The sequence below is a fragment of the Halomonas sp. HMF6819 genome (assembly GCF_044335525.1).
Classification (GTDB): Bacteria; Pseudomonadota; Gammaproteobacteria; order Pseudomonadales; family Halomonadaceae; genus Vreelandella.
Genome location: NZ_JBIQVY010000002.1, coordinates 795,870 through 810,624 on the forward strand (window position 1 = coordinate 795,870; position 14,755 = coordinate 810,624).

Genomic DNA, 14,755 nt, shown 5'->3' on the forward strand with positions numbered 1-14,755 from the left:
GGCCGGTTTGGTCGCACAGTGTGAGCGATCAAGGTCTGCGTAGTAGAGGTAATTCATATAACAGGTTAATCTTAACCAAGTTTATAGTGCATATGGATTCATGTATTCTTTGTTATATCCACTATTAATTTTGTGAAAATCACTAAGCAGGGGGCGTCAGTGAGTCTAAGCCAGCAAATTGAAGATCATTCCCGTAATGTGCAGACGCAGTCTTATTCGATGTCGGTCAGTGAGATTGTTTCAATGTATAAAGACGGTGAGCTTGAGCTGCATCCCGAGTTCCAGAGGTTCTTCAGATGGACAAGAGAGCAAAAATCACGCCTAATCGAGTCTTTAATACTTGGTATTCCAGTTCCTCCTGTTTTTGTTTCTGAGCGATCAGATGGAAAATGGGACGTCATAGATGGATTACAGCGCCTTTCGACGGTTTTGGAGTTAATGGGTGAGCTTAAAGATGATCAAAATCAGTTGATTAATCCTCTACAGCTTACTCGAACCCATTATCTTCCCGACTTAGAGGAATGCGTTTGGAATAGTGAGAATGGAGAATCGAGCCTTCCAGATGTAGCGCAAATTCGCCTCAAACGTGCGCGGCTTGACGTTAATATTGTGCGTAGTACGAGTGATAGTGAGGTTAAGTACGAGGTTTTTCAAAGGCTCAACACTGGTGGGGCGACTGCAACGGGCCAAGAGGTTCGTAACTGCCTATTGGTGATGGCAAATATCGATTATTTCCACTGGGTCAAAGCGCTTAGCGAATTTGAAAGGTTTCGTGAAACATTATCTCTGACAGATCGCGCTATCGATGAAGCCTTCGATATGGAGCTTGTTTCGAGGTATCTTATCTTTACACGCAAAACGTTTGATGATCTTCATCGGATTGATGAGCTAGGTTCTTATCTTAATCATGAGTTAGTAGCCCAAGCAAACGATCTAACACTCCCGAAAGAGAATATTGAAAGCATATTTTTAAGAATATTTGAATTCTTGAGCAGTACACTTGGGTCCAACGCATTTAGACGATATGACGATCGAAAAGAGGGCTATGTGGGGCCTATGCTCGTTTCGCTCTTTGAGGTAGTTGCGGTTAGCTTAGGAGTCCATCTCGAGAACGGTGGGAATATTCCTGATGCTGCTGCTTTCCGCGAGAAACACAAACACCTTTGGAACGAACTAAGCGCTAATACATTTGTTGGATCGGGAGTTCGCGCGTCGACTCGTATTCCTGAAACAGTACGATTTGGACAAGAGTGGATCCGACGGTGAAAATTCGGTCAGCTGATGAGTTACTTGACTTTTTGGCCGAGCGTAAGCAGCGCCGGAAGCGGGAGTTGATTTCCCTTCGCCATAATCTTTCATCTCGATCTGGTAAGGTAGTGCCCCATGCTATGCGAACTGCTATTTTGCTGGCTTACGCCCACTGGGAGGGATTTGTTAAAGAAGCTGCTCGTGCATACGTACATCTAGTTGCCTATAAGTCGCGCCCACTTAGTGCCTTATCTCCAAATTTCCGAGCGCTAGCGTGTCGACAGACTTTGTCTATTGCACAGGGGGCGAAGCGACGAGTTGCTCCTCATATAGCTGTGGTTGAAATGATGACTGAAAATGCCGATCAGTCAATCCGTATTGACGCCAATGCAGCTATCGATACCGAATCAAATCTGGGCTGGGAAGTTTTCAAGAATATATGTGAATCAGTCGGCGTTAGCTATCTGCCTGACTGGTCGATAGAGGGACCCTTTATGGATGACCTCTATGAAAACCGATGCGCAATCGCGCATGGGGAGTTACATATCCCAACAGTGGAGTATGCCGTTGAAGCAGTTGAATTTTCACTGAAATGGATAGAAAACTTTTCAACCGAAATTGAAAACCTAGCCTTACAAGAGGCATACCTAAGTCCGTCACAAGCACAATTTAGCCAATGAAACCTCAATGTATTGCCTAGCTTATTATCAGTCGCTCGGTCGCTTCCTCACAGATGATCAGTGGAATGCCGGCTATGATTCAAGTGGGCTCATCTTAAATTGTGCCGTAGAAGCTTGGCCGCTCAGGCGATACAATCCAGCCAGAGAAAAATTTCAAGTACGCGCTATTCTGGGTAACAGGCTGGGTAATGGTGATGGTATCGAAAGTCAATGCTAAGGTTTATCAGTCGTTTAGCGACGCTAGAGTATTGATGATCGATAACTACGATAGCTTCACGTTCAACATCGTTCAGTATCTGTGCGAGCTGGGCGCCGAGGTGTTGACCTATCGCCACGATGCGATAACGCTTGAAGAGATCCAGGCGCTGGCGCCGACGCACCTGGTGATCTCCCCCGGGCCCTGTACGCCCAACGAAGCAGGCGTGTCGCTGGCGGCCATCGAACATTTCGCCGGCACGCTGCCCATTCTAGGTGTGTGTTTGGGCCACCAGGCGATCGGCCAAGCGTTTGGGGCGCGGGTCGTGCGCGCCCCGAAGGTGATGCACGGCAAGACCTCGCGTATCGAGCACACGGGCTTGGGCGTGTTTCGCGGCCTGGAAACGCCGCTCGAGGTGACCCGCTACCATTCGCTGGTCGTCGAACGCGAAAGCCTGCCCCAGTGCTTCGAGGTCACCGCCTGGACGACGCCTAATGATGAAACGCCGGGGCTGATCATGGGGATGCGCCACCGAACGCTTGATATCGAAGGGGTGCAGTTTCATCCTGAGTCGATTCTGACCTGCCACGGCCACGCGCTGCTGGCCAACTTTTTACAGGGCGGCTGACCGAGCGCGGCTGACTAAGCGCGGCTAATGTGGCGCCGCCAACCGCTCACTTTTTCACGTTAAGAGGCCTAGTCTTTCCATGCAAATGCGAGACGCCATCAACGCGGTGATGCGCCGTGAAGATCTATCTTTCGACGTCATGCGCACGCTGATGCATCAGATCATGACCGGCGAAGCCTCCGACGCCCAGATCGGCGGTTTACTGGTCGGGCTCTCCATGAAAGGGGAGAGCGCCGTCGAGGTCAGCGCCGCCGCCCAGGTGATGCGCGATCTGATGCGCCCGGTGCGGCTTTTCACTGACAACGTGGTGGACATCGTCGGCACCGGTGGCGACGGCGCGAACTTGTTCAACGTCTCCACCGCGTCGAGCTTCGTCGCCGCCGCCGCCGGGGCACACGTGGCCAAGCACGGCAATCGCAGCGTGTCGTCCTCGTCGGGCAGCGCGGATCTTTTCGATATCGCCGGTATCTATCTGGACCTTTCGCCGGAGCAGGTAGCGCGCTGTATCGAGCAGGTCGGGGTCGGCTTCATGTTCGCCCCCAACCACCACCCGGCAATGCGCTACGCCATCGGCCCGCGCCGCGAAATGGGCGTGCGCACGCTGTTCAACATTCTGGGGCCGCTGACCAACCCGGCCAGCGCCCCGAACCAGGTGCTCGGCGTTTACGCCCCGCACCTGGTGCCGTTGATGGCCGAGGCGCTCAGAAAGCTCGGCAGCCGCCACGCCATGGTCGTGCACTCCGAAGATGGGCTGGATGAAATTTCGCTGGCCGCGTCCACTCAGGTGGCAGAGCTCAAGGATGGCGAGATCATCGAGTACACCATCACGCCGGAAGAGCTTGGTATCGAGCGCCAAAGCCTTGCCACGCTCAAGGCGGCCACCGCCGAGGATAGCCTTCGCCTGGTCAAGGCCGCGCTGGTCGGCGACGGTCCGGAGGCAGATATCGTCACGCTCAACGCCGGCGCGGCGCTCTACTGCGCGGGTATTGCGGACTCTCTGAAAGAGGGGGTGGCCGTCGCCCAGGATGCCCAGGCCTCCAAACTGCCGCTCGAAAAGCTCAAGGAGCTTTCGCACTTCACCAGCGTGTTCAAAGAGTAAACTTCATGTCCAGTTCCTCAACGCCCACTATCCTGACACGCATTCTCGCGCGCAAGGATGAAGAAGTCGCCACCCGCCGTCAGGCGGTTTCCGAAGACGATCTGCTCGCGCTTGCCCAAAACCAGAGCGCGCCACGCGGCTTCATCGACGCGCTGAATCGTCGCATCGCCGCGGGGGATCCGGCGATCATCGCCGAGGTGAAAAAGGCCTCGCCCTCGCGCGGGGTGATCCGCGAGGCGTTCGACCCGGCGGCCATCGCCGAAAGCTACGAGGCCGGCGGAGCGGCGTGTCTGTCGGTGCTCACCGATGCGGACTTCTTTCAGGGCCACGAGGACGACCTGATCGCCGCGAGAAACGCCTGCCAGCTTCCGGTGATTCGCAAGGACTTCATCACCCACGGCTACCAGGTCACCGAGGCCCGGGCGATCGGCGCCGACTGCATTCTGCTGATCGCCGCCGCTCTGGATGACGACACCTTGGCGGCCCTGCACCGCAAGGCGACCGATCTGGGTATGGACGTGCTGGTCGAGGTGCATGACGGCCAGGAACTCGAGCGGGCGCTGGCGCTGGATTTGAAGCTGGTCGGGATCAACAACCGCGACCTGCACACCTTCGATACCGATTTGGCTACCACGATTGGGCTTTTGCCGCGTATTCCGCCAAGCGTCACGGTGATCACCGAGTCCGGTATTTTGACCCGCGAGGATGTGATCCGCATGCGCGAGCACCGGGTGAACGGTTTTCTGGTGGGCGAGGCGTTCATGCGCCAGGACGACCCGGGCCAGGCGCTCGAAGCGCTGTTCTTCTAGCGCCTCTTCACCTGCCTGGCATTAGCCAGCGTATGGGTACAAAGCCCCGGGCGCCGTCGCCTGGGGCTTTTCGTTGCGTGAGGCTTACGCGGGGGCCGCGCTTTTCATGCAATGCAGCAGCGCCTGCAGCGGATGCGCGAGCGTACGTTCAGAGTAGCGCTTGGCCTGGCTGCGACACGAATAGCCGGTGGCCAGCAGCCTGTCGGCGTTTTCCGCGGCCTCGACCTGGGGCTGCCAGGACTGGGCGTAGATGACCTTCGAGGTAGCGACGTTGCGGGTTTCGTGGCCATAGGTGCCAGACATGCCGCAGCAGCCAGTGGCCATCAGCTCGAGCTCGAGGCCAAAGGCGGCGAACACCTGCTGCCAGGCTTTCGGGCTGCCCGGCGCGTTGGTCTTTTCGGTGCAGTGGGATAGCAGACGGTAGCCCGGATCCATAAGCCGCCCTTTGAGCGAGGCCAGCGCGTGGGTTTGGGTCACCAGCCACTCCTGCAGCATCAGCACGTCGGGCACGGCCTCACGGCCGAGTACCTTCACGTACTCCTGACGGTAGGTCAGCGTCATTGCCGGGTCGATGCCGACGAAGGGAATCGAGAATTCGGCCAGAGCGCGCAGGCGTTTGGCCTGCTTTTCGGCGGTGCGCTCGAAGGCGCCGAGAAAGCCTTGTACCTGCAGCGGCTTGCCGTTGGCCGCAAACGGCAGCACGAACACCCGCATGTCCAGTCGGTGCAGAAGCTCCACCACGTCCAGCACCAGATCCGCCTCCATGTGGGTAGTGAAGGCGTCCTGCACCAGAATCACGCTTTTCGCCCGCTGGCGCTCGGTCAACAGCGCAAGCGAGGTCGGGGTGGCCTCGGCCACGCCCCAGGCACGCAGCTGCTTTGTCACGCTGGCGCGCGAAAGCGTCGGCGAGTCGCTCATGCCGATAACGCGGCGCATCAGGCGCTCCACCCAGCGCGTTTGGATCGCGGCGTTGTAGAGCGGCGCCACTTTGGCAAGCCAGGGCAGCGTCCATTCGGTGGCACCGATCACGTAGTCGCGCACCGGGCGCAGGTAGCGCCCGTGATAGACCTCCAAAAACTGCGAACGAAACTGCGGTACGTTCACCTTCACCGGGCACTGGCCGGCGCAGGACTTGCACGACAAGCACCCGGCCATGGCGTCGTACACCTGATGGGAAAAGTCGTGGTGCTGCTCGCGGCTGAGCGTGTTTTTGAGCCGTTTGGGCAGGCTTTTGACAAAGCCCAGGCCCGTTTCAGCCTTTTTCCTGCGCGACTCCTCGACCACGTCGATACCGGCGTTGGACTGCAGACGCAGCCACTCGCGCATCAGGCTCGCCCGGCCCTTGGGCGAGTGAATACGATCGCGCGTCGCTTTCCAGGAGGGGCACATCGGGTCGTCGACGTCATAGTTGTAGCAGGCGCCGTTGCCGTTGCAGTAGACCGCGGCGTCATACGCCTGCCAGGCGCGCTCATCGATGGTGCGGTCGAGCTCGCCGCGAAGAGTGACGCCGTCGATGGTCAACAGATCCGGGTCGCGGTCGATGGCGATCAGCGCTGAGGGCGCGTCCTCATCGCTTAAAGGCGTGGCGATCTTGCCCGGGTTTAGCTGGTTGTGCGGGTCGAAGGCCGCCTTGACGCGCTGTAGGCTCGGATAGAGCTCGCCAAAGAATTTGGGCGAGTACTCCGAGCGGATGCCCTTGCCGTGCTCGCCCCAAAAAAGCCCGCCATACTTTTGCGTGAGCGCGGCGAGCTCGTCGGAAATCTCGCGAATAAGCGCCTGCTGAGCCGGGTCCTTCATGTCGAGGGCCGGGCGCACGTGCAGCACGCCGGCATCCACGTGGCCGAACATGCCGTAGTCGAGCCCTCGGGCATCGAGCAGCGCGCGGAACTCACTGATGTAATCCGCCAGGTGCTCCGGCGGCACCGCGGTGTCCTCCACGAACGGCAATGGGCGCTTCTCGCCCTGCACGTTGCCAAGAAGGCCTACCGAGCGCTTGCGCATGCCGTAGACCGTGCCAATCTGCTCGCGCCCGCGCGCCTCGGTATAGCCCAGCCGCGTCACGGTCGCATCGCGGCCGAGGTGGTCGGTGAACGCCGCTACCCGCTCGGCGAGTGCCACCTCGTCGTCGCCGCTGAACTCGACCAGGTTGATGCCGCCGGTGGGCGGGTCGCTTTCCGGGAAAAACGCGGCCACGCCATCCCAGACGAAATCCTCCATCGCGAGCTTGAGTACCGTGTCGTCGATGGTTTCGATCGAGGTGGGCTGGGCGCTGGCCATCAGCGCCTTGGCGTCGCGCAGCGCCTCCATGAAGCCCGGGTAGCGCACGTTGATCAGCGTCGAGTGTTTGGGAATCGGCAGCACGTTGAGCACCGCCTCGCTCACCAGGCCAAGCGAGCCTTCGCCGCCGCACAGCAGGCTGTTGAGATTCAGTCGGCCCCCATCATCGCGCAGGTGCGCCAAATCGTAGCCGGTCAAGCAGCGGTTGAGCGTCGGAAAGGTCGCCTCGATCAGCTCGCGCTGCTCGTCGATGATGCTGGCGGCAACGCGGTGAACGTGCCCAAGCGCGCCGGGCTCTTCGAGCGCCTTCGCCTCTTCGTCGGCATCGAGGGCTCGGCTATGCAGGTGAGCGCCGCCGAGCAGCACGGTATCGAGTTCGAGCACGTGATCGCGGGTCTTGCCATAGACACAGCTGCCCTGGCCGCTGGCGTCGGTGGCGATCATGCCGCCGATGGTGGCGCGATTCGAGGTCGAAAGCTCCGGGGCGAAGAAGAGCCCGTGGGGCTTGAGCGCGGCGTTGAGCTGATCCTTCACCACGCCGGCTTGAACGCGCACGCGGCGGTTTTCCACGTCGATGTCGAGAATCCGGTTCATGTGCCGGGAAATGTCCACCACCAGACCGTCGGTCAGCGACTGCCCGTTGGTGCCGGTGCCGCCGCCGCGCGGGGTGAGCACGATGTCGCGGTAGGGCAGTTCGATGGCAAGCCTTGCAAGGCGCTCCAAATCCTCGGCGTGATGCGGAAACACCGCGGCCTGAGGCTGGCGCTGGTAGATGGAGTTGTCGGTGGCGAGCACCGTGCGGCTGGCGTAGTCCGGGGCGATTTCACCCTCGAAACCACGTGCCTTGAGCGCCTGCAAAAAGCGCACGTAGCGCTCGTTCAGGCCGGAAAACGGGATCTTGCGCGAATCAAGCGAAGCTATCATGGTCGGTCGAGCCGTCATTGCATCGAATAGAAGAGGCGCCCTACTTTACCGGAGCCCGGCCGCGGGTGCATCTTCGACGCGTTACTGCGTCGTCAGTGCTTCCTCGACGATCGCGGCGCTGGCCGGCGTCATGGGCAGCGCCAGCGCAAGCGCGTGGGCCTGCTCGGACATCTTGCGCCAGGTCTTTTGCACGATGCGCACCAGATGGTCGTGCTCGATTTTGGTCGCGAACGCCGCGAAGTGATTCTCCAGAAACACCAGGCACGCGCAGTCCTCCAGTGTCTGCACGTTGGCGTCGCGCCCCAGCCCCTTCTTGGCGATCATGGCCGCGACCCGCTGGCTCTCTTCGCCCTTGTAGCCCGCTTTTTGCATCAGCTCGGCGACCGTCTCACCGGCGCGCAGGCCCTGGTCGCGCCGCCAGGTCAAATAGCCCACGCGCCCCTCGGGGTAGTCGCTGCGCGGCACTTTCCAGCGCTGCAGGTGCTGGGCGCGCACCGCCAGCTGTAGATATTCATCCGGCGCGCTTTCGAGCGCGAACAGCCAGTGGGTCATGCGCTGGGCGTAGGCGAGTTCCTGGGGCATCGTTTCACCGCCGGGAATGTCAACGTGGCGAGGGTCTTCGCCGTGAAGCGCATCGATGGCCTGCAGGGTCTGATCAAAAGCGGTCGACATGGGCGCGGTGCCTTTAAGGGAAATCGATGCCTCAGGTTGCCGATAAATGCGTTTGATCTCAATGGTGGCCTTTACAAGGCGGGCTTGGCGTAGCCCCTTGCCGCGCTTTTGCCTACAATAGGGCGCTTTATCATCGGCGGCGTGCGCCGTGTTCAACCGATTTAGGCCAAGGAGTCTTCATGCTCGATCCGAAACTGCTGCGTACAGACCTGGATGCGCTGGCATCAAAGCTTGCCAAGCGCGGCTATGCACTTGACACGTCGGGTCTCGAGGCGCTCGAGTCGCGCCGCCGCGAGCTGCAGACCCGGACCGAGCAGCTGCAAAACGAGCGCAACACGCGCTCCAAGGCGATCGGCAAGGCCAAGGCCCAGGGTGAGGATATTCAGCCGCTTTTGAGCGAAGTCAACGATCTGGGCGATCGCCTCGACGCTGCGAAGGAGGAGCTTGCCGCGGTACAGCTCGAGTGGGACGACGCGATCAGCGGCATTCCCAACGTGCCTCACGAGAGCGTGCCGGAGGGCAAAAGCGAGGATGACAACGTCGAGCTGCACCGTTGGGGCACGCCGCGAACCTTCGATTTCGAGGTGCTCGACCACGTCGATCTGGGCAAGAAGTCCGGCTATCTCGATTTCGAGCTCGCTTCCAAACTTACCGGCGCCCGCTTCGCCGTGATGCGCGGCCCCATCGCGCGGCTTCACCGTGCGCTGGCCCAGTTCATGCTCGACACCCAGACCGAGCAGCATGGCTACGAAGAGTGCTACGTGCCCTACATGGTCAACCGGGACTCCTTGATGGGTACCGGGCAGTTGCCGAAGTTCGGCGAGGATCTGTTCAAGCTCGACGACGAGCGCGAGTACCACCTGATTCCCACCTCGGAAGTGCCGCTGACCAACTTCGTGCGTGACGAGATCGTCGAGCAGGCCCAGCTTCCCATGAAGCTGACCGCCCATACGCCGTGTTTTCGTAGCGAGGCGGGTGCCTACGGGCGCGATACTCGCGGCATGATCCGCCAGCATCAGTTCGACAAGGTCGAGATGGTGCAGATCGTCGAGCCGGAGAAGAGCTACGAGACGCTCGAGGAGATGCGCGGCCATGCCGAGGCGATCCTACAGGCGCTGGAGCTACCGTATCGCGTGGTGACGCTGTGCACCGGTGACATGGGCTTCGGCGCGACGAAAACCTATGACCTGGAAGTGTGGCTGCCAAGCCAGGAAACTTTCCGCGAGATCTCGTCGGTGTCGAACTGCGAGGATTTTCAGGCACGACGCATGCAGGCGCGCTACCGCAAGGCGGACACGAAAAAGCCCCAGCTGCTTCACACCCTGAACGGCTCGGGGCTGGCAGTGGGGCGCTGCCTACTGGCGGTCATGGAGAATCACCAGCAGGCGGATGGCTCGATCGTTATTCCTGAGCCGCTGCGGCCGTATCTGGGCGGTCTTGAGCGTCTTGCTCTCTAGCGCCACGCTCATCGTCACCATGATCGCTCTGGCCGGCTAGCGCCCACTCGACGTTGACACCGGCATCGATGCGAATGATGCCGGGGCGGTACTCGGCGTTGGCGTCATCGCTGGCGCCCTGGGCGCTTTCGGCGCGCATCGCCATCATGCGCGGCTGAAATACCGGGGCCTGGGTTTCGGTGATATGCTGTACGTCGCCGAGCTCGGCGCCCAGGGTTTGGGCCATAAGCTCGGCCTTGCGCTGCGCTTTCTCGAGCGCCATCACCAGCGCCTCGTCGGCCGCCTCTTCACGATCCTGAAGATCGAACTGGACGCCGTCGAGGGAATTGACGCCGGCTTCGACCAGCGCGTCGAGAACATCGTTGAGCCGGTCGATGTCCGAAAGCTCTATATCGAAGGGGCGCTCGACCCGAGTGCGCACCATCATTTCCTGTTCGCCGTTTTGGCCCTGGGGTTGGTTCATCTGCTCCTGATAGACGTTGAGCGAGCCTGCGCTGATGGCGCGCTCACTAAGCCCCGCCTCTTCCATCGCCTCGATCAGCTGGCGCGAGCGCTCTTCCAGGCGCTCACGGGCCTCGCGAAGCGCGCCCTGTTCGCTGTCATCCAGTGATGACACCGCGGGGGTGTTTTCCCAAAGCCTGGCGGAGAGACTCGCCTTGTCCGGTTCGACTTCGACGAACGACTGGGCCTGAACGCTGAGCCCGGGGGGTTGGGTCGGCATCGAGGTAGCGGCCTGGGCGGCGCCGGTGCAGAGCAGGGCGGCCAGGGCCGTACCGGCCACGTGGGTACGAAGTTTCATCATCGAGCGAGCGTAGGGGTTTAAAGTCATAAAACGATTCCTTGTAAAAGCGCTGGACGAAAGGTTCGTCGAAGTGATCCGTGAAGGGCTTGTGGCGAACATGGTTTGGAAGAGCCCGACGCGGATAAGTTCACTTATCAAGAGTAGTCGTAAAACAGTTGCTTATTATCTGCACCGTTTGTTAATTGAACGGCGACCAGCCATTATGTAAGGATCAATCTCAAGGAACGAGCCATGCAGAAGTTGTCGGATAAGGATTATCGCAGCATCCCCTTGAACGCGACGCTGGCGATCGCGGCGCTCGTGGTCATCGTCACGGGGATGAAGCTTGGCTCGGATCTACTGGTGCCACTGCTTTTGGCCATTTTCATCGCCGTGGTATGTACCTCGCCGGTGCACTGGCTGCACCGCCACGGTGTCGGTATGCGCATGGCGGCGCTGATCACGCTGGTGGTGCTGGCCGCCTTCTTTTTGCTGCTCGGCGTGCTGGTGGTCAATAGCTTCAGCACCTTCATCGACGCACTGCCGGATATCGAGGCGCGTCTCTACGAGCACTACTGGAGTATGCTCAATTCGCTCGCCGCTCGCGGCGTGGCCATCGACCCGGATCAGTTGAGCAGTGCCCTGGCGATGGAGGACGATGGCTCTTGGGTGGCGGTGCTGGTCAGCGAGGTCGGGGCGATCATGATGCAGGGCAGTATCGTGTCGCTGCTGGTCATGTTCATGCTGTTCGAGACGCTCAACTTTCGCTCCAAGGTGGCCCGGGCGCTGGAGAACCCGGCCCCGAGTCTAAAGCGCTTCGCCGAATTCAGCGCCACCTTGAAGCGCTATCTGGCGATCAAGACCGTTATCAGCTTGGCCACCGGCGTGTTGGTCTGGCTTTCGTGTTTGATGATCGGGGTCGAGTTTCCGCTACTTTGGGGCGTACTGGCCTTTGCGCTTAACTTCATTCCCAACATCGGCTCGGCGTTGGCGGCGGTGCCGCCGGTGTTGCTGCTGCTGGTCGCTCAGGATGGGGGGGTGATACAGGCGTTGATGCTGGCCTCGGCATATCTGGTGATCAACTTTGTCATGGGGAATTTGATCGAACCGCGGGTCATGGGGCAGGCGTTGGGGCTTTCCACCTTCGTGGCGTTTTTATCGCTGGTGGTGTGGGGCTGGATCTTTGGCGCGGCGGGGATGCTGTTGTCGGTGGTACTGACCATGACGCTCAAAATCGCTTTGGATAGCCACCCGCAGACGCGCTGGATCGCCCATCTACTGGGGCCGGGCACGCGCCAGCTGCGCCGCAGCGTCAACCACGGCGGCGATCCCCGAAAGCCGCCCTGGCGGCGCAAAAAGCCGGACCCCGAGCCGCTAATCAAGAAGCCGGAAACCAGCGAGTAATCCTTAAAAGAGCAGGGCGCTTGAAGGCAGAGTTCTTAAAAGAAGAGTTCTTAAAAGATGAGCCCAAACGCAACACGGGGCTACCGCGAAAGCGGTAGCCCCGTGTCGTTCTAGCGCCTCGTGAGCGCTTGGCGCTGGGCGTTAAACTTTAGGCGTTCTGGTCGATGAACTGCGTCAGCTGGGACTTGGACTGCGCGCCGACCAGTGAGGCGACCTTGGTGCCGGACTTGAACAGCATGACGGTCGGCACGCCGCGCACGCCCTGCTCAGCGGCGATCTCCGGGGCGTCGTCGACGTTGACGCTGACCACTTTCAGGCCGTCGCCGCGCTCGGAAGCTACTTCGTCGACCACCGGTGCCATGACCTTGCACGGGCCGCACCAGGGGGCCCAAAACTTCAGCAGCACGGGCTGCTCGGCGTTGAGAACTTCCTGCTCGAAATTGGCGTTGGTGACATCCACATTAGTAGCCATTTACATCTCCTGATTACGTTGCTCTTACGATTCGTTGCCTTCACTGAGCAACGGCTATTACGCGATAGAATAGCGCATGATTATCGCGCCAGGTGCCACGATGGTAGCGCCCGCCGTCTAAACTGGCAACTTTCACCCGGCGCTAACCGCCTTTGGTGAATAAATTATAGGGTGCCAGGCGTTCCTATTTCTTATACTATAAGGGAATTAGCGGGATATTTTTTATTCAAATTTATGCGCTTAGCGGTTTGGCCCGGTTTGGTCGCCGCGCGCGAACGTATGGCAGGAAGGGGCGCTTAGAGCAGCTTCTTCGGGACGCAAGGTAGACCACATGAAGCTACAGCAACTTCGCTATATCTGGGAAGTGAACCGGCATAATCTCAACGTCTCGGCCACGGCTCAAAGCCTTTTTACGTCCCAACCCGGCATCTCCAAGCAGATTCGCCTTCTGGAAGACGAGTTGGGTGTTGAGATTTTTGCTCGAAGCGGCAAGCACCTCACCCGCGTCACGCCGGCGGGGGAGTCGATCATCGAGCTGGCAGGCCAGGTGCTGAAGCTCACCGAGAACATCAAGCAGGTCGCTCAGGAGCACAGCGACGAGCGCCGTGGGAGCCTGGCGATCGCCACCACCCACACCCAGGCCCGCTACGCGCTGCCGCCGGTGATCAGCGCCTTCACCCAGAAATATCCGGAAGTGGCGCTGCACATGCAGCAGGGCACGCCCAAACAGATCGCCCAGATGGTCAGCGAAGGCCAAGCGGATTTCGCCATTGCCACGGAGTCGCTGGAGCTTTTCACCGATCTGATTTTGCTGCCTTGCTACCGCTGGAACCGTTGCGTGCTGGTGCCCAAGGCCCATCCGCTTGCTGAACTCGATGGGCCGCTGACTCTCGAGGCACTCGCCGAGCACCCGCTGGTGACCTACGTGTTCGGCTTCACCGGCCGCTCGCAGCTCGATGACGCTTTCAAGGCCCGGGGGCTCACGCCCAACGTGGTGCTCACCGCCGCGGATGCCGACGTCATCAAGACCTACGTGCGTTTGGGGATGGGGGTGGGCATCGTGGCCCACATGGCGGTCGATGACGCGCTGGATAGCGATTTGGTGGCGCTGGAGGCGGGCCACCTGTTTGCAAGTTCCACCACCAAGATCGGCATTCGCCGCGGCACCTTCATGCGCGGCTACATGTACGATTTTCTCGCCCGTTTTGCCCCGCATCTGACCCGCGAGCGCGTCGATGAAGCGCTCAACATCGGCCCGCGCCAGGAGCAGGGGCTGTTCGACGGCGTCGAGCTGCCCGAGTACTGAGTGCCTTCGCGATCGATAAGCACTCGTCAATCAAAAAGGCGCCGCCAAGCGACGCCTTTTCATTAGAAACGGTGCGAGTTAGCACCTAGTGCTGTAGGTGCAGGCCGCACTCACGCTTCTCTTCCACCTTGGTGGGGTCGAAGTAGTCGAAGTTGTTGGGCAGATCGTGCGCCTGCAGGTACTCGTACATATCCTTTGCGCTCCAGTGTAGAAGCGGCGCCACTTTCAATAGCCCGTCGGCGTTTTGGCTCAGCGGCTGCATTTTGGCGCGCTCCGGCGTGTCCTCGGCGCGCAGCGCCGTCAGCCATACGTCCGGGCGCATCTCCTTGAGCGCGCGCTCGAAGGGCTCGATTTTGACCTCTTGCGTGAAGGCGTCGTGGCGCGGATCGTCGATACCCGGCACCAAACCCTCGAGCGCTTCGCGGTGGGCGCGGGTGCGTTTGGGTAGAAAGCTGACGATATTGAGATTCAGCCGCTCGATGATCTCGTTGGCGCAGCGGTAGGTCGCCTCGGTATTGTAGCCGCTGTCCATCCAGACGATCGGGATGTCCGGGCGCACCTGGGTCACCATGTGCAAAATGACCGCCTCAAAGGGGCGAAAGTTGGTAGTACAGATGGGGCGCTCGCCCTGTTTCAACGCCCACTCGATCAAGGCGTGTGGATCGTTGGCGTGATCGCGGTTCATGGCTTCCAGTTCTGACGACATATGGCCTCCTGCGCTTTAAGCGAAACGTTAGGCGCTAGGCTATCAAAGGAGATAGTCTGCGCCCCAATACCGTTTGGTTTGGCTTTTATATTACTT

13 protein-coding genes are annotated in these 14,755 nt (G+C 59.9%); 8 read left to right on the forward strand and 5 right to left on the reverse strand.

What is annotated here, in order from left to right; translation table 11 throughout:
* Positions 1-159: 159 nt before the first annotated feature.
* The 5 genes from ACGLWX_RS09750 to trpC all read left to right on the forward strand — a co-directional run bounded on the left by ACGLWX_RS09750 (position 160) and on the right by trpC (position 4,660).
* On the forward strand, positions 160-1,266 hold the full coding sequence (locus ACGLWX_RS09750) for a DUF262 domain-containing protein (protein ID WP_396239321.1): 1,107 nt from the start codon (positions 160-162) through the stop codon (positions 1,264-1,266).
* Positions 1,263-1,928: an MAE_28990/MAE_18760 family HEPN-like nuclease gene (locus tag ACGLWX_RS09755; RefSeq protein WP_396239323.1), complete on the forward strand. Its 666-nt coding sequence runs from the start codon at positions 1,263-1,265 to the stop codon at positions 1,926-1,928. Before ACGLWX_RS09750 ends, ACGLWX_RS09755 begins: the two co-directional genes overlap by 4 nt.
* Before the next feature lie 251 nt (positions 1,929-2,179).
* Positions 2,180-2,752: an anthranilate synthase component II gene (locus tag ACGLWX_RS09760; RefSeq protein WP_396239325.1), complete on the forward strand. Its 573-nt coding sequence runs from the start codon at positions 2,180-2,182 to the stop codon at positions 2,750-2,752.
* Positions 2,753-2,831: 79 nt separating this feature from the next.
* Entirely contained in the window at positions 2,832-3,851 is a 1,020-nt protein-coding gene (trpD, locus tag ACGLWX_RS09765; RefSeq protein WP_396239327.1) for an anthranilate phosphoribosyltransferase, read from the forward strand.
* Positions 3,852-3,856: 5 nt separating this feature from the next.
* Positions 3,857-4,660 carry an indole-3-glycerol phosphate synthase TrpC gene (gene trpC, locus ACGLWX_RS09770; RefSeq protein ID WP_396239329.1) on the forward strand — a complete coding sequence of 268 codons (804 nt, stop codon included), beginning with the start codon at positions 3,857-3,859 and terminating at the stop codon, positions 4,658-4,660.
* 84 nt (positions 4,661-4,744) lie between these two features.
* On the opposite strand, the gene ACGLWX_RS09775 is transcribed toward trpC, so the two are convergent.
* Together ACGLWX_RS09775 and ACGLWX_RS09780 are read right to left on the reverse strand one after the other, a co-directional pair.
* Entirely contained in the window at positions 4,745-7,861 is a 3,117-nt protein-coding gene (locus ACGLWX_RS09775; protein ID WP_396239331.1) for an FAD-binding and (Fe-S)-binding domain-containing protein, read from the reverse strand.
* A gap of 81 nt (positions 7,862-7,942) precedes the next feature.
* Positions 7,943-8,533: a DUF4202 domain-containing protein gene (locus tag ACGLWX_RS09780; protein WP_396239333.1), complete on the reverse strand. Its 591-nt coding sequence runs from the start codon at positions 8,531-8,533 to the stop codon at positions 7,943-7,945.
* A gap of 179 nt (positions 8,534-8,712) precedes the next feature.
* Between ACGLWX_RS09780 and serS the strand changes: the two genes are divergently transcribed.
* A complete protein-coding gene (gene serS / locus ACGLWX_RS09785; protein ID WP_396239335.1) occupies positions 8,713-9,990 on the forward strand; it encodes a serine--tRNA ligase in 1,278 nt (425 codons plus the stop codon).
* Here the strand turns inward: serS and ACGLWX_RS09790 are convergent.
* The gene (locus tag ACGLWX_RS09790; RefSeq protein ID WP_396239337.1) at positions 9,935-10,819 is read right to left on the reverse strand and encodes an SIMPL domain-containing protein; all 885 of its coding nucleotides are present in this window, start codon (positions 10,817-10,819) and stop codon (positions 9,935-9,937) included. The two genes, serS and ACGLWX_RS09790, sit on opposite strands and share 56 nt — an antisense overlap.
* Before the next feature lie 204 nt (positions 10,820-11,023).
* On the opposite strand from ACGLWX_RS09790, the gene ACGLWX_RS09795 reads away from it, so the two are divergent.
* Positions 11,024-12,175: an AI-2E family transporter gene (locus ACGLWX_RS09795; RefSeq protein ID WP_396239339.1), complete on the forward strand. Its 1,152-nt coding sequence runs from the start codon at positions 11,024-11,026 to the stop codon at positions 12,173-12,175.
* Between the two features lie 148 nt (positions 12,176-12,323).
* On the opposite strand, the gene trxA is transcribed toward ACGLWX_RS09795, so the two are convergent.
* Complete coding sequence (gene trxA / locus ACGLWX_RS09800) at positions 12,324-12,647, reverse strand: thioredoxin (RefSeq protein WP_252109029.1); 324 nt, start codon at positions 12,645-12,647, stop codon at positions 12,324-12,326.
* Between the two features lie 331 nt (positions 12,648-12,978).
* On the opposite strand from trxA, the gene cysB reads away from it, so the two are divergent.
* The gene (gene cysB / locus ACGLWX_RS09805; RefSeq protein ID WP_396239341.1) at positions 12,979-13,953 is read left to right on the forward strand and encodes an HTH-type transcriptional regulator CysB; all 975 of its coding nucleotides are present in this window, start codon (positions 12,979-12,981) and stop codon (positions 13,951-13,953) included.
* An 85-nt stretch (positions 13,954-14,038) separates the two neighbouring features.
* On the opposite strand, the gene ACGLWX_RS09810 is transcribed toward cysB, so the two are convergent.
* Positions 14,039-14,659: a phosphoadenosine phosphosulfate reductase family protein gene (locus ACGLWX_RS09810; RefSeq protein ID WP_396239343.1), complete on the reverse strand. Its 621-nt coding sequence runs from the start codon at positions 14,657-14,659 to the stop codon at positions 14,039-14,041.
* Positions 14,660-14,755 lie beyond the last annotated feature (96 nt).